Source organism: Leisingera sp. F5 (assembly GCF_001593695.1).
In genome coordinates, this window is the sequence record NZ_LUKH01000018.1 from 24,555 (window position 1) to 46,542 (window position 21,988).

Here is a 21,988-nt window from a genome sequence, read left to right on the forward strand (position 1 = left end):
TCTCAGGAAAAACAGATGAAATCTCTCTTTCTGGCCGGGGCGGGCGCCCTGCTGCTGGGGGCGTGCGCCAGCAATCCCGCAGCGCTGCCCGAAACCGCAGCCCTGGAGCGTGCGGCGGCGCAATCCGGCCCTTATCGTACTTTGAATTACCAGTCTCCCCTCGCGGGCTTTGAAAACAACGAGCCCAGCGGCCCCGGGTCCTGGCGCGGGGTCAATGAGCAGCAGCAGGAGGACCACTGATGACAGTAAAAGTTTGGCGCGCCGTGCTGGCGTCGCCCATGGTGCTTGCCGCCTGCTCGGCCGCTGTGCCGGAGATATACACTAGCCCGCAGTCCGGGTTTCAAGAGGTGGCCAGCCAGACCTCGGCGGCCATCGGGAAACGCACGGCCTTTGCGCAGACACAGGCCGATAACGAGGCCTTGGCCCGGGAGGTCCGCAGTCTTGTGCAGGGCAAGACAATCTCCGCCGATACTGCGGTGCAGGCTGCGCTTCTGAACAACAAGGGGCTGCAGGCATCTTATGCTGCGGTCGGGCTGTCGGCAGCCGAGGCTTGGCAGCAGATGACGCCGGAGAATCCGGTGGTGTCCATCGGCCTGATGGGGATCGGGGCGCCGGAGCTGGGCCTGTACCGGGCGCTGGAATCCACCATTGCGGTCAATCTGCTGGATGTAAAAACCCGCAAGCAGCGCATTGCCGTGGCTGAGGCGCAGTTCCAGCAGGCGCAGCTGAATGCGGTGAATGACACCTTGGCGCTGGCGGGGCAGACCCGGCAGGCCTGGATCAATGCCGTGGCGGCTTTTGAGCGGCTGAGTTATCTGCGCAAGGCTAGCGAGACGGCCGCCGCGGGCGCGGAACTGGCCAGCCAGCTGGGCAAGACCGGGGCGCTGAACAAGGCCGGCCAGGCGCGGGAATTCGCCTTCAACGCGGAGCTTGCGGGCCAGGTCGCCCGCGCCCGGCTGGAAGCGAAGCTTGCCAAGGAGGAGCTGACGCGGCTGATGGGCCTGTGGGGCAGTGACGCCAACTACTATGTGCCGGATGCGCTGCCATCCTTGCCGAAGTCTTTGCCGAAAGTGTCCTCAATCGAGAAGGCGGCGCTGAAGAACCGGGTCGATCTGCAGGTCGCCAAGCTAGGGCTTGAGGCGCAGGCCCGGGCCTTTGGCCTGACGGACCGGACCCGGCTGGTCACCGATCTGGAACTGATTGCCGGCTTTGAGGCAGAACGCGAGCGTGAGGACGGGACGACAGAAACCGAAACCCTGCCGCAGCTGGAGCTGGAGTTTGCCATTCCGGTGTTTGACACCGGCAAGGCGCGGATGCGCAAAGCGGAGCTGTCCTACATGCAGGCGGCCAATGCCTTGGCGGAACGGGCGGTGAATGTCCGGTCGGAGGCCCGCAGCGCGGAACTGGCCTACCATTCCTCTTACGAAATTGCCCGTCACTACCGTGACGTTCTGGTGCCGCTGCGCAAGTCGATCGAGGAGGAAGGGCTGCTTAGCTATAATGGCATGATCACCAATACCTTCGAACTGCTGACAGACGTCCGCGAAAAGCTGGCGAGCTCGCTGGAGGCTGCGAATGCCAAACGCGACTTCTGGCTGGCGCAGGCGAATGTAGGTGCCGCGATCTACGGCGGCGGCACAGGCTCGGCCCCGCAGGTCGGCGGCGGAGAGATTTCCGCTGGCGGCGGGGCAGGCCATTGAAAGGATCAAACGATATGATGAACAGACGTCAAATCCTGGGGGCAGGCGCTGCGGGTGCAGCTCTGGTCTCCACCCAGGCCTGGGGCCAGACCTCCAACATGGGCCTGCCCGAAGCTGCCAGCATGGATACCGCGGCGACCCAGCCGCCGCTGGCCCCGTCCACCGGGCCGGACTACAACCCGGTGGTCACCCTCAACGGCTGGACTCTGCCATTCCGGATGAACAACGGGGTGAAGGAGTTCCATCTGGTGGCCGAACCGGTCGAGCGTGAGATGGCCGAGGGCATGACCGCGCATCTGTGGGGTTACAACGGCCAGTCCACCGGCCCCACCATCGAAGCGGTGGAGGGCGACCGGGTCCGCATCTTCGTCACCAACAAGCTGCCGGAGCATACCTCGGTGCATTGGCACGGGATGATCCTGCCGTCGGGCATGGACGGGGTCGGCGGGCTCAGCCACCCTGGCATTCCGCCGGGCAAGACCTTTGTCTATGAATTCGACCTGATCAAGTCCGGCACCTTCATGTACCACCCGCATGCGGATGAGATGGTGCAGATGGCAATGGGCATGATGGGGATGTTCATCGTGCATCCCAAGGATCCGGCCTTCATGCCCGTCGACCGGGATTTCCTGATTATGCTCAATGCTTTCGACATCGATCCGGGCTCCTACGTGCCGCGGGTTATGGAGATGACGGACTTCAACCTGTGGTGCTGGAACAGCCGGATTTTCCCGGACATCGATCCGCTGGTGGTCAATCAGGGCGACCGGGTGCGGGTGCGGACCGGCAACCTGACGATGACCAACCACCCGATCCACATGCACGGCTACGACTTCGAGGTCACCTGCACCGATGGCGGCTGGGTGCCCGAAAGCGCCCGCTGGCCTGAAGTGTCGATCGACATTCCGGTCGGCGCCATGCGCGCCTATGAGTTCGACGCCGTGCATCCGGGCGACTGGGCGATCCACTGCCACAAATCGCATCACACGATGAACGCCATGGGCCACGACGTGCCGACCTTCATCGGCACCGACAAGCGCAAGCTGACCGGCCAGATCCGCAAATTGCAGCCCGAATACATGCCGATGGGCACCGCCGGCATGGCCGACATGGGCGAGATGTCGATGCCGCTGCCCGACAACACCGTGCCGATGATGGCGGGCTGGGGGCCATACGGGCCGCTGGAGATGGGCGGCATGTTCTCGGTCGTTAAGGTGCGCGAAGGCATCGAGGCGAACGATTACAGCGATCCCGGCTGGTACGAAAACCCGCCCGGCACCCAGGCCTATGAGTGGACCGGCGAGCTGCCGGAGCTCAATCGTGCCGACAACGCCCAAACCCAAGTCACCCCGAAACCAACCGCCAAGGGCTGACCAGCCCCTGGCACCCAACCAAACCAAATGAGGAGACAGACATGAACAAGATCCTTTCCGCAGCCCTTCTTGCCGCGTGGGCGGCCAACCCGGCCCTTGCCGCCGGCAGCCACGGCGGCGGACACCATGACGAGATGGAAGTAGGCAAACCCGGCGAGGCCGCCCATGCGGATCGCGAAATCGCCGTCACCATGAAGGAGACCGATGACGGCGAAATGCTGTTCGAGCCGTCCAGCTTTTCCTTTGCCAAGGGCGAGACGGTTAAATTCGTGATCACCAACGCCGGTGAGCTGGAGCATGAGTTCGTGCTGGACACGCCGGAGCGCAACGTCCACCACAAGGAGCTGATGGCCAAGATGGACATGGAGCACGACGACCCCAATTCAGTGCGCCTGGATCCGGGTGCAGCTGGTGAAATCGTCTGGACCTTTTCCAACCCCGGCACCTTCGAGTTCGCCTGCCTGATCCCCGGTCACTACGAATCCGGCATGTCCGGGCCGGTTGCGGTGCTCGAAGCCGGCGGCACCTTCACCGCAGGCACGGTCAAGAAGGTCGACACCAAGTCCGGCAAGGTCACCGTCAAACACGAAGAGCTCGTGGATCTGGAAATGCCCGCAATGACAATGGTGTTCCGGGTCGCCGATGACGCGATGCTGGAGCAGCTGAAGCCGGGCGAGAACATCGAGTTTGTGGCTGAAAGGGTCAAGGGAAAGCTGACCCTGACCGCCCTGAAATAATCGGGCGGCGGAGGCCGGCAGACCGGCCTCCGCCCTTGTCAAACCCCAGCGGTCCCAGCCGGCGCCCAGGAGCAGAAGAACACTAACGTTTCGGCGCCGCAGGTGAACATCAGACAACAGGCAATCATTCCCGCGATGCTGGATCTGCATACTCTCACACACGACGCCGCGGGCGCTTTCGGGTTCTGGTATGATGATACCGCACCCGGATGGCTGCATCCGGTGATGCATCTGGTGTTGGTGCTGGCGCCGGCGCTGCTTGTGCTGACCTTGGCAGGCCAGGCCGCCTGGCTGCTGCGCCGGCGTTTTTTGCGGGGAAAAGCACCGTTCATTTCCGCCCCGCTGCGGACTGGCGGATTGGAACCGGGGTTGCCGCGCTATATCCTGCGGATGACCGGACGGCAGCAAAAGATCCTGGTCCTGCTCAGCTTGACCGCAATGCCGATCCTCTATCTGACGCTAGAATTGCCCAAGCAGATTGTGAACCGTGTCTTCGAAGGCGGAGACGCCGCGGTTCCGGTCCTGGGCTTCGAACTCTCGCAAGTCTCGCTGCTGTTTCTGCTCTGCGGCGCCTATCTGGCGGCCATTTCGCTCATCGGTCTCAACAAATACTGGCTGAACATCCGCAAGGGCCGGGTTGCCGAAAGCTTCGTGCGCCGGCTGCGGCTGGCCGTCTACCGCCAGTGGAGGCAGGATCAGCCCGCGGAGCGCCAGCCTTCCATCATGCCGGTTCTTGGCCCCGAGGTTGAACCTGTCGGCGGCTTTGCCTCTGAACTGCTGACCGTCCCGCTGCTGCAGGGCGGGACGCTGGCGACGATCCTTCTGTTCATGTTCGTGCAGGATCCGATCCTCGCCGCAGCCGCCCTGACGGTGCTTCCGCTGCAGCTGATCATCGTACCGAGGTTGCAGCGGCGGGTGAACGCCGCGTCCCGCAAACGGATCCGCGAGATGCGCCTTCTGGGGGAAAATCTGGACCGGGACATGCGGGCTTCGGGGCAGGGCGTGCTGCCGGTTGCGCGCAGTTTCCGGCGACTGCAGGACCTGCGCCTGCAAATCCACCGGCTGAAATTCCTGGCCAAGGCGATCAACAACTTCCTGACCGCCCTGACCCCGTTTCTGTTCTATTCTCTGGGCGGCTATTTTGTATTGCAGGAACGGGTCTCGCTTGGCGCACTTGTGGCGATGCTTTCGGCCCACAAGGAGTTTTCATCGCCGCTGAAGGATCTGTTCCGCTTCTACCAGCAAAGCGAGGATGTGCGGATCCGCTACCAGGAAATCCGCGCCTTCGCGTTCCGCTCCGGCGGAGTGTTCAGACCGGCGTCCGCTGAAGGCCAGCATCAGTTTGACCCGAAACCAGCCCGTCGCGGTAAATCATTCACCATTGAAAGAAAGAGACCCTCATGAACAAGAACCTTGCCATCATGGCCGCTGCAGCCGTGGCAGTGGTGGTGGCCTATTACGTTTACAGCAGCGCGAGCGGAAACGACGCATCTACTCAGCGCGCTGTGCTGGAAACCGGTGCCTTGCTTGCCGAGGTTAAGCTGCCGCCGGATTTGAGTGAGACTGCAAAGATCGGCAAGCGCGCCTTCGACGCCGTCTGTGCCGACTGCCACGGGGACAATGCCGCGGGCCGCAACGGGATGGGGCCGCCGCTGGTTCATAAGATCTATGAACCCTCGCACCATGGCGACGCCGCCTTTTTGCTCGCCGTCCGCAACGGCGTGCGCGCGCACCACTGGGATTTCGGCAGCATGCCGCCGCAGCAGGGCCTGACCAATGGCGACGTCAAGGGCATCACCCAATATGTGCGGGAGCTGCAGCGCGTAAACGGGATTGAATAGCCCGGATGCGGGAGGTCGGGCCGGAGGCAGTACGGCTCTTGGATCAAGGTGCAGCCTCCCCGGCCAGCCGGTCCAGTTGGTTCAACACCGCAAACTGGGCAAGAGCGGCGGCGATGGCCGCGGCAAAAACCGCAGGGGTGGCGATCAGGCTGACGAGCAGGGCGCCCAGCAAGGGAGACAGCGCGGCAGGCGCAGCGAAGGTGTTGAACCACGCTGAATAGGCGGGGCGCCGCTCCTCCGGCGAGATTTCCATGAGAAAGCTCAGGTAGCCGATGGTCACGCCATTCATCATTGCGCCGATGACAAGATAGAGCGCTGCAAAGCCGGCAATGCCCGTCCCGGTGGCGAGCAGGACAAGCACGAGGGCGGGGGACAGGAGGCGGAGCATCGATACCATCCGCAATAGCTGCAGCTTACCGATGCCATCGCCAATGCGGCCCCATAGCGGGTTCGAGACCAGCGCTCCGGCAGTCTGCGCGGCCAGCAGCGTGCCAACTCCGGCCAACCCAATCCCACTCTCGCGTGCTGCAACGACGTAGAACGGCAGCGCCATCAGCGTCGCGGAGCCAAGCCAGTGAAAGATCAGGAACAGGCGGAAGGCGCGGTCCTTCCGGAAGGTGGCCAGCCCCTCGCGCAGAAAGCCAGCCACTCCTACGTTTCGGGCGCTTGTGCGCTTGCGGTGGGCTGAAGGCGGCTCTCCTGCCGAGACAAATAGCGCTGAGGAGAGGAGCATCAGCGCCGAACCCAGAGCAAACATGAACGCATATGCCTTCAGCGGCGGCATCACGCCGAAGGCCAGCCGCAACGCGCCCGCGGCGGCGATGGCGAGCAGCCCGCCGCCGAAGAACCGCCAGGCCAGCATCCGGCTGCGGCGGCCGGAGGGGATCGCACGCCCGACAATGTCGTTGTATGGCACCGCAACGACACCGCTGACAAAAGCATAGACTGTCCAGAGCGCGAGAAAACCTGCGGCGAGCGGAATCTGCGGCCAGTCCGCTCCCTGCCAGAGCAGAACCGCGATGGCTCCGGCTGCAGCAGCCCGGCCAAAAGCACCAAAAGCATAAAACGGCATCCTGCGCTCGGTGCGTTCGGCGAGGTATCCCACCGGCAGCTGCGGCAGCAGCCATCCCAGCCGCAGCACGGCGCTGGCATAGCCGACGGCCAGAGCGCTGCCCGTCAGCATGTGGGTCAGGCTGGCAACCACCGTTGCGCTGTCCACTGCCGCGGATCCGCCCTGAAAGGCCGCCCCCGCTCCGGCAATCCGCCAGAACCGCCGCTGGTCGGCGGCTTTTTGCGCTTCATGGCCCGGCATTGCCTGTCTCCGCCTCAAGCCGCGCATCGCGGATGTCGAGACCCGATTGCCAAAGCACAACAAGCCCAATGCCGACCACAAAGATAATCGTGAGGATATAGCTGAAGAGGATCATCAGAAGCGCCGGCTCGTCAGCAACCCCAAGTGCCTTGAGCGCAAAGCCCGCTCCGAAAACAAATCCCGCCGGAATCCGCACAAACCGCCCGAGGACCATGGCAAAGCCTGCAAAAACCATGAGAAACAGGTAGTCCCAGGGTCTCAGCACCACACCCGCCGCAAATCCTGCCCAGAGAAAATGCGTCGCCGCCACCAGCTTGCCCGCGACGGCGGCAGTGATTGCCGCGATGCGCCGCGCACGCGCCCTTGGCCAGACGATGCCCGCGCCAAGTGACGCCCGCAGCCCGGGGCCGTCCGCGCCCATGCGCCCGCTGATCCAGTCGAAGAGACCGTTGATCAGCGGTTCCCTGCGGGTGAAGAGGCTGCGGAAACGAAAGAGCCCCCAAAGCAGCCCGCCGAACAGCAGAAGATTCACGGCGCCCGCAACGCTGAGGCCGAGGCGCAGGTCCCCATCAATCTGCGGAATGCGCCCCGCCGCAGCCACCGCACCGGCGAAAAGCGCAAACACGACGCCGTCAAGAAACCGCGCAATGATTGCTGTCGAAAGAACCGTGCCCATTTTCAACCCGTGCAGGCGCGCAATCAGCCAGGCCCGAACCAGCGGGCTGACGCCCAGCGGCACAAGCACGTTCACGCCGTATCCCGCGAGCAGCGCACCTGTCAGCGGCAGCGTGCCAACCGGCTTCACGTCATAAAGGATCTGCCGCCACTTCCAGCCGCTCAGCAGCTGTTCCAGCAGGATCGTGGCGGCCAGCACAAACAGCCAAACCGGATTGGCATGGCGCAACCCGTCGAGGAAGCGAACGAAGTCGAGGCTCCCGTACAGCCAGAAGATCAGCCAGAGCGCCAATCCTGCCCCCAAGACGGGAAGAAGCCAGCGTTTGATGAAAAGTCCCATGCCGATCCTGCTTGCAGCCCTCGCCTGCCAGACATGCTACCCTCCGTATCATGGTACGGAGTCAATGATTCATCCGGAGAGGAGGCTGCCATGACAGCATTGACGATCGGAAAAGCCGCCCATTCTGCGGGGATCGGAGTGGAGACTATCCGTTTCTATGAGCGCAAGGGGCTGATCCGCCAGCCGCCGCGGCCAAGTGCAGGCGGCCCGCGTGACTATGGCGGCGGGACATTGCAGCGGCTCAGGTTCATTACCGGGGCCAAGCGGCTCGGGTTTTCGCTGGCAGAGACGGCTGGCCTGCTGGCGCTGCTGGAGGCGCCCGGTGTAAGCTGCAAGGATGTGCAGGCACAAGCCAAAGCCAAGCGCGGCGAAGTGCAAGCCAAGATCGAAGGTTTGATCCGCATCCGGGAGTCGCTTGACCGCCTCGTTGACGCCTGCCCTGGAGAGGGAAGCCTTGCTGACTGTGCAATCCTTGAGGCAATCGAGAGTGCTGAGAATTCAGAAGGCACTTCCTGAAAAGAAATGCCTGTTCATGATGACGGCGTGATGACAGTTTACCAGGGCTGGGCAGGAAGCGGTTTCGTGACCGCAGCGGATGAATGGTTTTCGTAAATGCCGTTCTCTGCCCGTCGTTGCTTGAATATGTTGGCGGGTAAACTAAGCGGTAAGACATAACGTTCTGAGGACTTTTTGAGCCCTTCCCCTAGGCTTCGCGCCGGAATGGCTGGCAATGTGCAGTGCAATGAATACATACTTCGGCCTCAATATGCCTGCCTGGCAATTTGCCCGCAACACCATGGTTGTCAGTTGCGCAGGCCTGTTTCCGCTACTGCTCCTCTATATCGCCCTCACTCCGGGCTTCGGGGCGTTGCTGCTGAGTAGCGGGCCCGCGTTCAGCCGGTTTCTGCGGCAGGTCGTGACAAACGGTTTACCTGTTGTATTTGCCGTCAACTACGTGAGCTTTATTCTTTTTGCCGTAGTTGCCGACAAACAGCGAGAAAGAGCCGTGCCGGCCCGTATCCTCCTGATCGACCTGCCTGCAAGGGTCGTCATTTTTGTCCTGCTGCATGGGGTAATCTATTTCGTCTCGGCGGACTGGTTCGGCTCGTTCGGAGGGGATCACTGGCAGGCGTTGCAGGTGGTTGGGCCCACACTTGTCCGGTCCGCCTTTTTTGAGAACATTTCCGGTGTATACCTTTACGCGACGCTGGTCAGCGCCTTGCCCCTATACGCAACAGTGATCGACAGCAGTCTTGAAAGGGGCTCCGGGCGATGGGAATGGCTGCGCGGCTTGGTATACAAGCTGCCGGGCAAGTTCGGGCCGATCCTGCTAGCGCTGGCTTTCTTCGGTTTATTCACACTGGCATTGACGGGTGCCGCAGCATTGATCATGAAACTGCAATCGGTTTGGATCTGAGGCGCACGGATCCTTCAGCGCATGAAGTGCATAGCGGGTTTGAGCGGTGGCGGGCAGTGCTGCAACGGCCGGCAGCGCCGCTGCAAATGTGAACGCCGCGCATGATGAGTGATCCGTACCGGGTTTGCGGGTGGCACCGGATCAGCGGCGCGGCGTTCGACGCCTCAAGGTGAGTTTCAGCGCTTCTGGTGCGGCTTCGATGCTGCGTCGGTCAATTCAGCATCATGGCTCCGATTGTGTACATTCCGTCAGCGCCCTTGAGCAGCATGAGGGTAACCTTGTCGCTGAGTGCAACGTCTCCCACGATTTGCGCGTCGGCCAGGAGTGGCAAGTCCATCGTCATGCCGGGCCAGCCGATATCGGGAATGGGGTCGTGGCTGACATTTACGGAGCCATCGCTGATCGAGTTGACGACGGCGGTGGCGTGTACTGCGCCCTCCATCTGGCTATCACTCATGTGCATGCCGGAGTGATCCATGCTGTGGGTTGTTTGAGCCAAAGCGCCGCTGGCGCAAAAGGCAAGGACGATGCTGGAGAAGGGAAAGTTTTTCACTGGATTTTCTCTCAAGGGTTAGAGTTTCGTGTGTTTCATTCGGCCGGAACGGCCGTTTCGCCCGCTGGTAATAGGCTGCCGATATCGCGATTGACGCGCCGCAAAGCCAGACGCTTCCAGATGACGAAGATTGCGGGGACGACGAAGAGCGTCAGCAACGTTGCCGTGACCATGCCTCCGACCATCGGCGCCGCAATGCGTTGCATGATTTCTGATCCGGTGCCGTGGCCGTACATGATCGGGATTAGACCGGCAAAAATCGTCGCAACCGTCATCACTTTCGGGCGCACGCGCAGCAGTGCGCCCTCGAACACTGCTTCTTCAATATCGAGTGGCGCCAGCCTCCGGTTCTCCGAGATGGCAAGCTTCTTTCGCTTCTCCCTAGCCAGATTGAGATACAGAAGCATAACGATGGCGGTCTCGACGGCGACCCCGGCCAGTGCAATGAAGCCCACCAGAACGGCGACCGAAATGTCGAAGCCGAGGTGCCACAGGAACCAGACCCCGCCCGCCAGAGCTACTGGCAGTGCGGCAAGGATGATGCCCACCTCGATCACGCGGTTGAACGCCAGGAACAGCATCAGCGTGATGAGCAGCAGCGTGGCAGGTGCCACCACCGTCAGCCGCTGCTGCATCCGCTGAATGTATTCGTGTCAGATGGCTATCAAGTTTTCCTCCGCCCGTTTCGTGATCGTGAAGAGACCGGCGCAGATTTGCGCGGGTGGGGTTTCAGCAAGAAGGGGAAGAATAATGCGGTTATCACTTACAACAATAGCAGCCACGGTCGTGACGTTGGCGACAGTACCTGCTCTGGCAGGTAGTGAGTTGGACACGGCCCTGGCGAACGGCGGCAACAGGTTGAATTCGGATCAAATTGCCGATCTTATCGTCGGGAAACGTGTAACCGCCAGAGCCGGGGACAAGACGTTTGAATTCTACTATGATCCTGCCAATGTGTTGAGCGGCGCGTTGGAAGGCGGCGGCGTCTGTCAGGTGAAGTTCAGTTCACGAACTTTTCCTTCCAGATCAGGTCTGCGTATCCATGGCCAAGGACAAAGGCCGGTATCGCTGCCTGAGTGTGGTCAGATTGGGCGATGCGCCGCCCCCATTCCAGCTCACTGGGAAGGGGGCGGTGTCAGATCACATCGAGACTATTCCAATTTACCCGACGTTCGTAGACAAAACGCAGCCGCCTCGGCGAATTTGGGGTCGCTAATACGCCTTCCACACAGCCGTGTCGGTGGTTTGGAATAGAGTTTTCGGGTCGACACCACCAAGAATGGTCCCCGTTCGGTGTTTGGGGAACTAAGGACTCTGACTGGATCGTTTCAACGCAGAATTCAATCGCAGCTTCAGTAGCCGGCCTTGATCCGCATCAGTCGCTTGCTCCTGTAATGCTCGCGTCCACAGAGAATGTCCGGAGACAGCCTGATCGAGGACAGCAACTTCGCCTATCTCGATCACGCCTTCACCTGGGAGACCGCATTCCCCGGCGTCTTTGCCGAAGGCGGCTTCGACGTGGTCCTGGGCAATCCGCCCTATGTGCGGATGGAATTCCTGAAGTTGCTGAAACCCTATCTGGAAAAGCGCTATGAGGTCGTTTCTGACCGGGCGGATCTTTACTGCTATTTCTACGAGCGTGGCCTGCGCCTCCTGAAACCGGGCGGGCGCTTGGGCTATATTTCCTCGAACACCTGTTTTAAGACCGGCTCTGGGAAGCCCCTGCGCGAATATCGACACCTGCACTATGGCGACTGCGACGCCGGTTGAAGCAGGAGCCATCCAGCCCATCAGGAAGGTCCCGCCTCCTGTGAATTCGACGCCTGATCCATTCTGCAGCCCCGGCGAACGACCGGTTTTCTCGCTGTGCGGCAACACCGAGTTTATTGCCTGTGCAGCATTTTCCACGCTGCGAGCGCGCGCAGCGAGAAAATCGAATTCACAGAATGGGCTCTCAGTCAGATTTCGCCACGCGACACATGAACGGCTGCTTTGTTGAATCCGCAAGGGCACAGATGTTGACCAAAGGTACACGGTAGATATTTTTGCCAGATGAATGAAGGATCTCTTTTGCGGCGAGGGGTCAGAGGCTGGCAAAAGCGCGGTCGAGGCCGTCGTGGACCTGATCGACGTTCGCCAGCGACAGGCACATCGGCGGCACCATGCGCAGGCAGGACTGGTAGGCGCCTGATTTTGAAAGGATAATCCCGCTATCGCGTGTCGCCTCAAAAACGGCGGCAGTGGTTTGCGGATCCGGCTCCTTGGTCTTGCGGTCCTTGACCATTTCAATCGCCAGCATCAGGCCGCGGCCGCGCACGTCGCCGATCGCCGGGTGTTTTTCCTTCAGCGCGTGCAAGCGTTCCAAGAGGGCGGCGCCGACGGTGCGGGCGTTTTCCTGCACCTTGTCTTCCTTGAGGACCTGCAGCACGGCACGGCCGGCAGCGCAGGAGGTCGGGTTGGCGCCATAGGTGTGGAACATGAATTTCTCCGCCATCGGGGCGGCGATTTCCTTGCGCGCGACTACGGCGCCCAGGGGAAAGCCGTTGCCGATGCCCTTGGCCATCACCACAATGTCGGGGATCACGCCATCGGCCTCGAACCCCCACATGTGATCGCCGGTGCGCCCGAACCCGGCCTGGACTTCATCCGCAATCAGCAACCCGCCTGCCGCGCGGACCCGTTCGGCGGCGCCGGACATGTATCCTTTGGGCATCTCAATTATGCCGCCGTAGCCTTGCACGCTTTCGATGAACATGCCCGCGATCCGCCCGGTGGTGGCGGTGTGGATGGTGCGCTCGATCTCGTCCAGATAGGGATCAACGCCTGCGCCGAAGATGCCACGGTATTGGTTGGGTTCCGCCACGAAGGCCACGTTGCCCGGCATGCCAGGGTGGCGCCAGCCGGAAATGCCGGTGATCGACTGCGCCGCCGCCGTGGGCCCGTGATAGGCGGAGCGCAGGGCCAGCAAGTCCAGATTGCCGGTATAGCTGCGCGCCATGGTCATCGCCAGATCAATCGCCTCGGAGCCGGAATTGGTGAAATGCACCACCCATTCGATATCGCCGTTGGGGTTCGGCATGGTGGCCGCCAGTTCCTCGGCAAAGTGGGCCGGGACGGGGTGATAGAACATGGTGGTGCAATGGGTCAGCTCCTGCGCCTGTTCCATCGCGGCTGCGACCACCTTGGGGTGGGAATGGCCGACGGAGATGCAGACGTTCATGCCCAGAAGGTCGGTGTATTTGCGCCCCTCCACATCCCACAGGTACTGCATCGAGCCCTTCTTGAAGACCATCGGGTCCTTGAAGGGGATGAATTTGCGCTGGCTTGCGGCGTAATAGTTATCGCGCCGTTCAGCGGTCTCAGTCAGGGTCCAATCCGTGTGCAGGGTCATGTCTTTCCTCCCTCGATCTCTGCGGTGCGGCGGGCGACAAAATCGTCCAGCGCCGCGCGTATTCCGGTGTCCATTGATGGTTGTTCGTAAGTCTCGAGCAGCTGTTTCACCCGGGCGCTGGCGCGCTCGTGCTGCCATTCGGCGCCTTCGGCGGCCCATTGTTCATACGTGCCGTTGTCCGACATATCGCCCATCCAAAAGGCGGTTTGGTAGTTGTCCTGGGTGTGCTGGGCGCCGAGGAAATGGCCGCCGGGCTCCACCTCGAAAAACGCATCCATCGCCTGCGCGGCTTCAGAGAAATCGACGCCGCCGATGAACCGCTGCATGGCCGAGCAGCGGTCGGCGTCCATCACGATCTTCTCGTAACCGGTGGTCAGCAGCCCCTCCAGGCAGCCGGTGGCGTGGATGATGAAGTTGACGCCCGCCAGTGCGGCCCCCATCAGCTGCGCCTGGCTTTCATAGCCGGCTTGCGCGTCCGGCACCTTGGCCGCGGTCAGCCCGCCGACCGAGTGGAACGGCAGGCCCAGCCGGTCCGCCAGCGTCTTGGCGCACATCTGGAACTGGGTGCCTTCGGGGGTGCCGAAGGTGGGCGCGCCGGTCTTGAGGCTGATGGGGGAAAAGAAGGTGCCGAATGCCGCAGGCGCGCCGGGGCGGATCAGCTGGATCAGCGCGACGGAGGCCATCACTTCGGCCAGCACCTGCGCCAGGGTGGCCGCGACGGAAACCGGCGACATCGCGCCGCCCAGCACAAAGGGCGAGACCACGGTGCATTGCCTGGCCTGCGCGTATTCCTTCAGTGCCCACAGCATGGTTTCATCCATCACCAAGGGCGCGTTGGTGTTGACCACGGAGTAAAGCACGCAGTTGTTGTCAACGAACTCCTGCCCCATGGCGATGCGGCACATCTCGATGGTGTCGCGGGCGCGTTCTGGCGCGGTGACGGCACCCATGAAGGGTTTGTCGTTCATCGTCAGGTGGGTGTGCGCCATATGCAGGTGGCGCAGTTCTACGGCCACATCAACAGGCTCCACCACCACTCCGCCGGAATGGTTCACCGCGCCCAATTGGTGGTGCAGCCTGGTGATGTTCCGGAAATCCTCCAGCGTGGCATAGCGGCGGCCCTTTTCCATGTCATGCACGAAAGGCGGGCCGAAGCTGGGGGCGTAGACCTGCGCATCTCCGCCGATCTGAACCGAACGCTCCGCGTTGCGGGCGTGCTGGGTAAAGACGCGGGGGGCGGTCTTGATCTTGTCGCGGCACCAGCCGGGATCGAACCGGACCCGCTCACCGTCGACCCGGGCGCCGTGTTTGCGGAACAGCTCCAGCGTTTCGGGATCGCCGCGAAAGTCCATGCCGATCTCATCCAGGATGCGGTCGGCGTTGCGTTCGATGATGGCAACGGCCTCGTCATTGATCAGGCTGACTAGGCCGGTTTTGCGGATCGTATAGGGCGCGGCCAGCGCGCCCTGGGCGGCGCGGGCGGCCATGCGCTCTTGCCGTCCGGAGCGGCGGGAGGGTGTGCGGGCCATTGGGGCCTCCGTTGCGGTCATGTCTGGCACTAGACATGGCAAGGAAGCCGTAGCCTGCACAGCAAAACCATACAGCATTAGTTTCATTAATGATGCAGATTAGGCGGGGTAGATAACATGGTCCGCGGCGCGGGGCAGCAGCCGCTTCAAACTTTGCTGCAGCAGGCGGCGGCTTTCCTGCGCGACCTGGGCGGGGATATCGCCCATTTCCCCGGCGCGGTGGATCGCCACAATGGCGCGTTTGAAGCCGGCAAAGGGCAGCGGTTCGATCCGCAGGGCCATGCCTTCGGCAATTGCATCGATCAGCAGCGAAGGCGTCAGGATGGCATAGCATTTGCCGGTGATCACCCCCGCCACCACCATCGATGCGCGGTCAGCTTCCATAGAGCGCGGCAGGTTCAGACGGCAGCGCTGCAGGTGCTGGTCGGTGCGGCGCCCGACCGGCGCATCGGCGCTGAAGCGGACCAGGGACAGACGTTCGGACAGGGCGTGAATGTCATCCGTGGGGCCATCGTAATCCGTTGGTAAAACGAGAAAAAATGGCTCTTCCAGAATGGGCGTGCAGGTGTAATCCGTCAGATCGAACTGCGGATCCGAGGTGATAGCGATATCGATGCTGCGGTCGTTTAATGCCGCCTGATGGTCGGTGGCCAGCCCCGCCGACAGGCTGAGTTCCGGGATCCCCAGACCGCCGCGCACCATATCGAGCAGGCCGGGCGTCAGCGTGGTGGCAATCGAGGCCAGCAAGGCCACCCGCAGGATCGGGATCGAGCTGGATTGCACATGGCGCAGCTCGGAGCGCAGATCCTCCACTTCGCTGAGGATACGGAAGGCGCGGCGGCGCAGGATCTCGCCCGCGTGGGTCAGCTCCAGCGGGCGGCGGGCGCGGTTGAACAGCGGCGCGTCCAGCGCCCATTCCAGCTTTTTCAGCTGCTGGGAAACCGCCGATTGTGTCATCCCCAGGGCCGCCGCCGCCGCGGTCACATGGCGGGAGTCGGCCACGGCCATGAACACCTCCAGCGCGCGCAGCAGGTTAACATCCGATTCCGCCTGCGTTTTCTTCATTGTTTCTGACTTTCATTAGTCTTTCTAATTGTCGGAGCAAATTCTTGTGCTGCACCCGCGCCCAAGTCAATCCTGCGTCAAACATCTGGGAGTGCCGGGCATGGCGCGAGTTATCATCATAGGCGGCGGCGCGATCGGGCTGGGGCTGGCCTATCACCTGGCCGGGCGGGCCGAGGTCACGGTGCTGGAGCGCAACCAGCTGACCAGCGGCACCAGCTGGCATGCTGCGGGTATTGTCGGGCCGCTGCGGGCAACGCCGAACATGACCAAGCTGGCGATGTATGCGGGGCAGCTGTTCCCCAAGTTGGAAGAAGAGGCAGGCCTGTCGACTGGCTACCGCCGGACCGGCGGCTACTGGATTGCGCGTGAAGAGGCGCGGATGGATGAGCTGCACCGCATTGCGGCCCTGGGGCGGCATTTCGGGCTGACGCCTTCCATCGTCGGGGCGGGCGGGATTGATGTGCCGGGGCTGGATTTGCGGGGTGTCACCGGTGCCTTGCGGGTCGAGGAAGACGCCAATGTGAACCCGGTGGACCTGTGCATGGCCTATGCCAAGGCAGCCCGTGCCAAGGGCGCCGTAATCCGCGAGGGCGAGCAGGTGGAAGCATTGCTGATCGAGAACGGCAGCTGCAAGGGCGTGCGTCTGGCGGATGGGTCGGAGCTGCTGGCGGATCAGGTGGCGCTGTGTGCGGGCGCGTGGTCGAAACGCCTCGCCGATGCTGCCGGGGTGGCGCTGCCGCTGCAGGCAGTCGAACACATGTATGCGGTGACCGAACCCATGCAGGGCCTGCCTCATCCCTATCCGGTGCTGCGCGACCTGGACCGCGGGATCTATGTGAAGGGCGACGCCGGTAAGCTGGTCTTTGGCGGCTTTGAGCCGCAGGCCAAGGTCTGGGATGCCTTCGGCCCCGAGGGCGACCGCCCGTTCTTGGAACTGCCCGAGGATTGGGACCAGTTCATGCCCTTTATGGAGGCGGCTCTGGCCTTGGTGCCTGCTTTGGAACGCGCCGGGATCCAGCACTTCATGAACGGGCCGGAAAGCTTCACCGCCGACACCCGCCCCTTGATCGGCCAGACGCCGGAGGTGGACGGGCTTTATGTGGCGGCGGGGATGAACTCGGTCGGGGTGATGTCCTCGGCCGGGGCGGGCCGGGTGCTGGCCGACTGGATGCTGGCGGGCGCGCCGCCGATGGACCTGTGGGAGGTGGATATCGCTCGCGTTGATCCATTGGCCGCCGGGCAGGCGCATATCGAAACCCGCATGGAAGAGGCGGTCAGCGATGCCTTTGCCCTGCATTGGCCGTTCAAGCAGCCGAAAGCAGGCCGGGGGCTGCGCAAATCTGCTCTGCATGACCGCTGGGCCGCGGCGGGGGCGCATTTCGGCCTGACGGCAGGCTGGGAGCGGGGCCTGTGGTACGCGCGGGACGACGGCGAACGGAACTTGCCCTATTCGGTCGGGGATCAGCCCTGGTATCTGATTGCCTGCCGCGAGGCAGCGGCGATGGCGCAGGGCGCGGTGATGCTGGACCTCTCCCCATTCGGCAAGTTCGATGCGCAGGGGCCGGGTGCGCTGGCTTTGATACAATACTTGGCGGCGGGCAATCTGGACGTGGAGGTGGGCCGCGCGGTCTATACGCCGCTGCTGAACGCCAAAGGCGGGATCGAGGCGGATGTGACCATCACCCGGTTGGCGGCGGATCATTTCCGGGTGACGTCCGGCGCGGCCACCCGGCGCAAGGATCTGGCCTGGCTGCGCCGCCACGCAGCGGGCCGGGATGTGCAGGTCCGGGATGTGACAGAACTGGAATCTGTGATCGGCGTCATGGGCGCCGGCGCGCGGGCGGTGCTGCAAGGTTTGGGCCGTGATGATTGGTGGGCCTTTCCCTTTGCCACCGCCCGCGACGTAAGTGTGGCCGGTCAGGCGGTGCGCGCAACCCGCGTGAGCTTTGTGGGCGAGCTGGGGTGGGAGCTGTCCGTCCCGGTTGCCGCTGCGGGCCAGGTGTTCGATGCGCTCAAATCTGCCGGGGTGCAGCCAATGGGTCATTTCGCGCTGGAGGCCTGCCGGATCGAAAAGGGCTTTCGCGCCTGGGGCCATGACCTGGGGCCGGAGATCACGCCGCTGGAGGCGGGACTGGGGTTTACAGTCGACTGGTCCAAGGAGTTTCTGGGCAAGGCTGCCCTTTCGGTGCAGAAGGAGGCCGGCCTCAGCCGCCGGATGGTCCTGTTCAACCTGCCCGGCCACCCGCTGGTGCTGCATGACGAGCCGGTGCTGGAAAATGGCCGCACCGTGGGCTTCACCACCTCCGGCGGGCGCGGTGCGCGCATGGGCCTGACGCTGGCGCTGGCATTGGTGGAGGTGCCGCCGGGCGAGACGCTGGCCCAGACCTGTGCACGGCAGTTTGAAATCGACATCGCAGGGCAGCGCTATGCCGCAGAGGCGCTGCGGCGCCCGCCCTTTGACCCTTCAGGCGAACGGATGAAAGCATGACCATCACAAACGCAAATGTCCTGATCATCGGCGGCGGCGCTATGGGGGTGTCGCTGATGTACCACCTGGCCAAGGCGGGCTGGAGCGACGTGGTGCTGACCGAGAAGAACGACCTCACCCATGGCTCCACCTGGCATGCAGCGGGCCTCTGCACCCATTTCGCCCATAACCCCACCATTCAGGAGCTGCGCGCGACGTCGGTGCGGCTTTACCGCGATATCCTGCCGGAAGAGACGGGGGACACCTGCGGTTTCCACCGCTCGGGCGCGATGCGGATCACCTCGAACCCGGACCGGATGGATGAGTTTGCACATGTCGCGGGTCTCAGCCGTTTTACCGGTTACGACCTGCAGATGCTGACGCCCGATGATGTGGCGCGGCTGCACCCGCTGGCCCGCACCGAAGGCATTCTCGGCGGGATTTTTGAGCCGGACGACGGCCATGTGGATCCGTCGCTGGCGACCAATGCGATGGCCAAGGCGGCGCGTGTCAAAGGCGCCACCGTCCTGCGCTATAACCCGGTCACTTCGATCCGGCGCGAAGAGGGCGTCTGGGTGGTGGAGACGAAAAAGACCACGATCCGCGCCAAGCACCTTGTCAATGCAGCAGGCACCTGGGGCTGGGAAGTCGGGCATATGATGGGGCTGAACATCCCCTCGGTTCCGGTGCTGCATCAGTATCTGGTGACGGATACGGTGCCCGCGGTGGCCGAACGCATCGCCAAGGGGTTGCCGGAACTGCCGATGATCCGCGACCCGGAAGAAAGCTGGTATGTGCGCCAGGAGCGCGACGGGCTGATTCTTGGACCGTATGAGAAAGACGCCCAGCCCTGGTCCATCGACGGCTGCCCGCCGGAGTTCGGCGCAGACCTGATGCCGCCGGATTTGGACCGGGTCGAACACATCATCATGGCGGCGATGGACCGCATCCCGGCACTGGAAACCGGCGGGGTGAAATCGGTGGTGAACGGTCCGATCACCTTTACCCCCGATGCCAACCCCTTGATCGGTCCGGCGCATGGGCTGGAAAACGCCTGGCTGCTGACCGGTTCCTCCATGGGTGTGATGGAGGGCGGCGGCGCGGGCTGGTTCCTGGCTTTTTGGATGACCCACGGCGCGCCGCCGATGGATGCGCTGGCAGTGGACAGCCGCCGGTTCGGCAGCTGGGCCGACCGCGATTACCGGGTGGAAAAGGCCATCGAGTGCTTCGGCCTGCAATTCGGCGTGCATTACCCGCATGAGGAACGCCCGGCCGCCCGCGGAAAACGCCTGTCGCCCATCCACGACTTGATGGTGGAACGCGGCGCGGTGATGGGCGCCGCTTATGGCTGGGAGCGGCCCAATTGGTTCTCGGACAAGGCTGGCGATGAGGCGGTGCCAAGCTTCCGCCGTTCCAACTGGTTCGCGCCGGTGGCGCAGGAATGCCAGACGGTTACGGAGGCTGTGGGTCTGGCGGATTTGTCGGTGTTCTCCAAGTTTGAGGTGACAGGCCCGGAGGCCCGCGCCTTTGCGGACTTGATCGGCGCCAATCGCGCGCCCAAGGCGGGGCGGATCGGCCTGACCCACGCGCTGACCCCGGCAGGCGGGACCCAGTCGGAGTTCACCGTAAGCGTGCTGGCGGAGGACCATATCTATCTGACTTCCGCCGCCGCGGCGGAGGAGATGGACGCGGACTTGCTGCGTGCCCGCTCCGCGGGGTTCGATGTTTCGATAACCAACGTCACCGAAGATTATGGTGTACTCGGTCTGATGGGCCCGAAATCACGCGATGTGCTGGCCGCGCTGACAGATGCCAATCTGACAGGCTTTCCCTGGTTGTCGGTGCGGGAAATCACCGTCGCGGGCATCCCGCTGCGCGCCCTTAGGGTCTCATACGCGGGCGAACTGGGCTGGGAGCTGCATGTGGAAGCTGCCCGGATGCCTGAGCTGTTCCTGGCGCTGGAGGCCGCGGGCCGGCCGCACGGGCTGGGCTTCTTCGGCGCCTATGCGATGAACGCGATGCGGCTGGAAAAAGGCTATCGCGCCTGGGGCGCGGATTTCACCACCGAGCGCACCCCGGCAGAGACCGGCGCGGGCCATATGATCAGGATGGACCATGACTTCACCGGCAAGGAGGCGCTGGCGCATCGGATGCAGGCGAAGGACCGCTGGGAGATGGTGCTGCTGGAGGTGGAGGCCGGAGAGGTTGACCCGTTTTATGCCCACGGCGTGCTGCAGGGGGGCCGGGTGGTGGGCATCGTGACCTCTGCCGCCCATGGCCACCGCACCGGCAAGACGCTGGCGCTGGCTTACTTGCGCGACCGGAGTGCGCGCAACGGGCTGACGGTGGAGCTGCTGGGAGCCCAGCTGCCTGCGCGGGTGCTGGAAGAGCCGCCGTTTGATCCGGGCAATGCACGGCTGAAAGGGTAGGCCGCCCGAGCCGGCCGGTGCCATCCGGGGCGGCAAACCTTTTTGCGAGGCTGCCGGACTGTCCGCAAGTGGCCCGCATGGGCCGCCGCGCTATGTGATGGGAGGCTATGGGTTGTTCCCGTCCGGTGCGTTTCGTGCCCCGGGCGGGCGCTGCGCGTGGCGGGACCCTGCGGGGCCGGCCTCCAGTGCCCGGCCTGATGAGGAGCGTTTCCCCATGATGACCAGTGCCCGGTTTGTGATTGTGCTTGGCGGCACGGGGTTTCTCGGCCGGCGGGTGGTGCGCCGGCTGCAGGAGCACGGCTGCCGGGTCAGCATCGGGACACGCTTCCCGGAGGCCGCGGCAGCGCGGAGCGGCTCTGGCAGCAACGGCATCCGGCTGGTCAAAACGGATCTGACAGACCCGGTGGGATTGGCACAGGCTCTGGCGGGCTTTGGGGCCGTGGTCAACTGCATCGGCTGTTACGCCGAAAGCCACGGCCAGAGTTTCCAGGACGTTCACGTCGATGGCGCCCAAAGAATTGCCCGGCAGGTGCGCCAGAACAACGGCCAGCGGCTGATCCACATTTCCGGGATCGGCGCCAGCCTGCATTCCCCGTCAGCCTATGTGCGGAGCCGTGCCGAAGGCGAGGCTGCCGTCCGCAGTATCTGCCCTGGTGCCATTGTGTTGCGGCCCAGCGTGATGTTCAGCCGCAGCGGCGCCTTTTTCGGCGACCTGCAGAAAATCGTTGACCGCCTGCCCGTGGTCCCGCTGTTCGGCACCGGGCGCACGCGGTTGCAGCCGGTCTGGGCGGGGGATGTGGCGGAAGCCGTCTGCCGGTTGCTCGACGGTCCGCGCGCGCGCAGAAGAGTGTTTGAGCTGGGCGGGCCGGATACCCTCACCTACCGCGGTATCCTGCAGCGCCTGGCGGCCCGTTCCGGCCGCCGCCGTGTGCTGCTGCCGGTGCCTTTTGCACTGTGGCGGATGGCAGCGGCGGTGCTTTGGGTGATGCGAAATCCGCCGCTGACCCAGGCGCAGGTCGCCTTGATGCGGCGGGACAATACCGCCGGCGAGGCCATGGCAGGCTTTGCCGATCTCGGTATCACGCCGCATTCGGCGATTGCCATGGGGCTGGTTTAAACACCGCTGCAAACCCCGCACCAGGCGCAACACCCGGTGCGG

General features: G+C 63.4%; 19 protein-coding genes. 12 read left to right on the plus strand and 7 right to left on the minus strand.

The features are described from left to right. The first annotated feature begins 15 nt into the window (after positions 1-15). From A2I95_RS13955 to A2I95_RS13980, 6 genes are all read left to right on the plus strand, one after another. Positions 16-240 (plus strand): hypothetical protein, encoded by a 225-nt coding sequence (locus A2I95_RS13955; RefSeq protein ID WP_291730447.1) that lies wholly within the window; start codon positions 16-18, stop codon positions 238-240. Then, positions 240-1,700: a TolC family protein gene (locus A2I95_RS13960; RefSeq protein ID WP_291730448.1), complete on the plus strand. Its 1,461-nt coding sequence runs from the start codon at positions 240-242 to the stop codon at positions 1,698-1,700. The genes A2I95_RS13955 and A2I95_RS13960 overlap by 1 nt, the downstream gene beginning before the upstream one ends. 14 nt (positions 1,701-1,714) lie before the next feature. Beyond that, positions 1,715-3,073: a copper oxidase gene (locus tag A2I95_RS13965; RefSeq protein WP_291730449.1), complete on the plus strand. Its 1,359-nt coding sequence runs from the start codon at positions 1,715-1,717 to the stop codon at positions 3,071-3,073. Positions 3,074-3,114: 41 nt separating this feature from the next. Continuing rightward, positions 3,115-3,810, plus strand: a complete 696-nt coding sequence (locus tag A2I95_RS13970) for a copper-binding protein (RefSeq protein ID WP_291730450.1) — start codon at positions 3,115-3,117, stop codon at positions 3,808-3,810. 102 nt (positions 3,811-3,912) lie between these two features. Beyond that, positions 3,913-5,214, plus strand: coding sequence for an ABC transporter ATP-binding protein (locus A2I95_RS13975; RefSeq protein WP_291730451.1), 1,302 nt, complete (start codon positions 3,913-3,915; stop codon positions 5,212-5,214). Then, the gene (locus A2I95_RS13980; protein WP_291730452.1) at positions 5,211-5,651 is read left to right on the plus strand and encodes a cytochrome c; all 441 of its coding nucleotides are present in this window, start codon (positions 5,211-5,213) and stop codon (positions 5,649-5,651) included. The genes A2I95_RS13975 and A2I95_RS13980 overlap by 4 nt, the downstream gene beginning before the upstream one ends. 43 nt (positions 5,652-5,694) lie before the next feature. Here A2I95_RS13980 and A2I95_RS13985 read toward each other — a convergent pair whose 3' ends face one another. Next, entirely contained in the window at positions 5,695-6,963 is a 1,269-nt protein-coding gene (locus tag A2I95_RS13985) for an MFS transporter (protein ID WP_291730453.1), read from the minus strand. Then, positions 6,950-7,978 carry a lysylphosphatidylglycerol synthase domain-containing protein gene (locus A2I95_RS13990; RefSeq protein ID WP_291730454.1) on the minus strand — a complete coding sequence of 343 codons (1,029 nt, stop codon included), beginning with the start codon at positions 7,976-7,978 and terminating at the stop codon, positions 6,950-6,952. The genes A2I95_RS13985 and A2I95_RS13990 overlap by 14 nt, the downstream gene beginning before the upstream one ends. A 90-nt stretch (positions 7,979-8,068) precedes the next feature. Here A2I95_RS13990 and A2I95_RS13995 point away from each other — a divergent pair, with 90 nt between their 5' ends. Beyond that, positions 8,069-8,494 carry a MerR family DNA-binding protein gene (locus A2I95_RS13995; protein ID WP_291730455.1) on the plus strand — a complete coding sequence of 142 codons (426 nt, stop codon included), beginning with the start codon at positions 8,069-8,071 and terminating at the stop codon, positions 8,492-8,494. A gap of 226 nt (positions 8,495-8,720) precedes the next feature. Continuing rightward, entirely contained in the window at positions 8,721-9,395 is a 675-nt protein-coding gene (locus A2I95_RS14000) for a hypothetical protein (protein ID WP_291730456.1), read from the plus strand. A 211-nt stretch (positions 9,396-9,606) separates the two neighbouring features. Here the strand turns inward: A2I95_RS14000 and A2I95_RS14005 are convergent, their stop codons facing one another. Together A2I95_RS14005 and A2I95_RS14010 are read right to left on the minus strand one after the other, a co-directional pair. Then, complete coding sequence (locus tag A2I95_RS14005; RefSeq protein WP_291730457.1) at positions 9,607-9,948, minus strand: copper-binding protein; 342 nt, start codon at positions 9,946-9,948, stop codon at positions 9,607-9,609. A 35-nt stretch (positions 9,949-9,983) separates the two neighbouring features. Then, entirely contained in the window at positions 9,984-10,583 is a 600-nt protein-coding gene (locus tag A2I95_RS14010; RefSeq protein WP_291730458.1) for an efflux RND transporter permease subunit, read from the minus strand. 778 nt (positions 10,584-11,361) lie between these two features. Between A2I95_RS14010 and A2I95_RS14015 the strand changes: the two genes are divergently transcribed. Beyond that, positions 11,362-11,718, plus strand: a complete 357-nt coding sequence (locus tag A2I95_RS14015) for an Eco57I restriction-modification methylase domain-containing protein (RefSeq protein WP_291730459.1) — start codon at positions 11,362-11,364, stop codon at positions 11,716-11,718. Positions 11,719-12,031: 313 nt separating this feature from the next. Here the strand turns inward: A2I95_RS14015 and A2I95_RS14020 are convergent, their stop codons facing one another. From A2I95_RS14020 to A2I95_RS14030, 3 genes are all read right to left on the minus strand, one after another. After that, the gene (locus A2I95_RS14020; RefSeq protein ID WP_291730460.1) at positions 12,032-13,339 is read right to left on the minus strand and encodes an aspartate aminotransferase family protein; all 1,308 of its coding nucleotides are present in this window, start codon (positions 13,337-13,339) and stop codon (positions 12,032-12,034) included. Beyond that, entirely contained in the window at positions 13,336-14,868 is a 1,533-nt protein-coding gene (locus tag A2I95_RS14025; RefSeq protein ID WP_291730461.1) for a trimethylamine methyltransferase family protein, read from the minus strand. The genes A2I95_RS14020 and A2I95_RS14025 overlap by 4 nt, the downstream gene beginning before the upstream one ends. Positions 14,869-14,967: 99 nt before the next feature. After that, on the minus strand, positions 14,968-15,933 hold the full coding sequence (locus tag A2I95_RS14030; RefSeq protein ID WP_291730462.1) for a LysR family transcriptional regulator: 966 nt from the start codon (positions 15,931-15,933) through the stop codon (positions 14,968-14,970). 100 nt (positions 15,934-16,033) lie between these two features. Here A2I95_RS14030 and A2I95_RS14035 point away from each other — a divergent pair, with 100 nt between their 5' ends. The 3 genes from A2I95_RS14035 to A2I95_RS14045 all read left to right on the plus strand — a co-directional run bounded on the left by A2I95_RS14035 (position 16,034) and on the right by A2I95_RS14045 (position 21,946). Further along, a complete protein-coding gene (locus A2I95_RS14035; RefSeq protein WP_291730463.1) occupies positions 16,034-18,421 on the plus strand; it encodes an FAD-dependent oxidoreductase in 2,388 nt (795 codons plus the stop codon). Then, positions 18,418-20,829, plus strand: coding sequence for an FAD-dependent oxidoreductase (locus A2I95_RS14040; protein ID WP_291730464.1), 2,412 nt, complete (start codon positions 18,418-18,420; stop codon positions 20,827-20,829). The genes A2I95_RS14035 and A2I95_RS14040 overlap by 4 nt, the downstream gene beginning before the upstream one ends. Positions 20,830-21,043: 214 nt before the next feature. Beyond that, positions 21,044-21,946 (plus strand): complex I NDUFA9 subunit family protein, encoded by a 903-nt coding sequence (locus tag A2I95_RS14045; protein WP_291730465.1) that lies wholly within the window; start codon positions 21,044-21,046, stop codon positions 21,944-21,946. Positions 21,947-21,988 lie beyond the last annotated feature (42 nt).

Excerpts from the sequence above, each read along its gene's own strand:
- A2I95_RS13955 (WP_291730447.1), top strand. The coding sequence starts at position 16 with ATGAAATCTCTCTTTCTGGCCGGGGCGGGCGCCCTGCTGCTGGGGGCG.
- A2I95_RS13960 (WP_291730448.1), top strand. The coding sequence starts at position 240 with ATGACAGTAAAAGTTTGGCGCGCCGTGCTGGCGTCGCCCATGGTGCTT.
- A2I95_RS13965 (WP_291730449.1), top strand. The coding sequence starts at position 1,715 with ATGATGAACAGACGTCAAATCCTGGGGGCAGGCGCTGCGGGTGCAGCT.
- A2I95_RS13970 (WP_291730450.1), top strand. The coding sequence starts at position 3,115 with ATGAACAAGATCCTTTCCGCAGCCCTTCTTGCCGCGTGGGCGGCCAAC.
- A2I95_RS13980 (WP_291730452.1), top strand. The coding sequence starts at position 5,211 with ATGAACAAGAACCTTGCCATCATGGCCGCTGCAGCCGTGGCAGTGGTG.
- A2I95_RS13985 (WP_291730453.1), bottom strand. The coding sequence starts at position 6,963 with ATGCCGGGCCATGAAGCGCAAAAAGCCGCCGACCAGCGGCGGTTCTGG.
- A2I95_RS13990 (WP_291730454.1), bottom strand. The coding sequence starts at position 7,978 with ATGGGACTTTTCATCAAACGCTGGCTTCTTCCCGTCTTGGGGGCAGGA.
- A2I95_RS13995 (WP_291730455.1), top strand. The coding sequence starts at position 8,069 with ATGACAGCATTGACGATCGGAAAAGCCGCCCATTCTGCGGGGATCGGA.
- A2I95_RS14000 (WP_291730456.1), top strand. The coding sequence starts at position 8,721 with ATGAATACATACTTCGGCCTCAATATGCCTGCCTGGCAATTTGCCCGC.
- A2I95_RS14010 (WP_291730458.1), bottom strand. The coding sequence starts at position 10,583 with ATGCAGCAGCGGCTGACGGTGGTGGCACCTGCCACGCTGCTGCTCATC.
- A2I95_RS14015 (WP_291730459.1), top strand. The coding sequence starts at position 11,362 with ATGTCCGGAGACAGCCTGATCGAGGACAGCAACTTCGCCTATCTCGAT.
- A2I95_RS14020 (WP_291730460.1), bottom strand. The coding sequence starts at position 13,339 with ATGACCCTGCACACGGATTGGACCCTGACTGAGACCGCTGAACGGCGC.
- A2I95_RS14025 (WP_291730461.1), bottom strand. The coding sequence starts at position 14,868 with ATGGCCCGCACACCCTCCCGCCGCTCCGGACGGCAAGAGCGCATGGCC.
- A2I95_RS14030 (WP_291730462.1), bottom strand. The coding sequence starts at position 15,933 with ATGAAGAAAACGCAGGCGGAATCGGATGTTAACCTGCTGCGCGCGCTG.
- A2I95_RS14035 (WP_291730463.1), top strand. The coding sequence starts at position 16,034 with ATGGCGCGAGTTATCATCATAGGCGGCGGCGCGATCGGGCTGGGGCTG.
- A2I95_RS14040 (WP_291730464.1), top strand. The coding sequence starts at position 18,418 with ATGACCATCACAAACGCAAATGTCCTGATCATCGGCGGCGGCGCTATG.
- A2I95_RS14045 (WP_291730465.1), top strand. The coding sequence starts at position 21,044 with ATGATGACCAGTGCCCGGTTTGTGATTGTGCTTGGCGGCACGGGGTTT.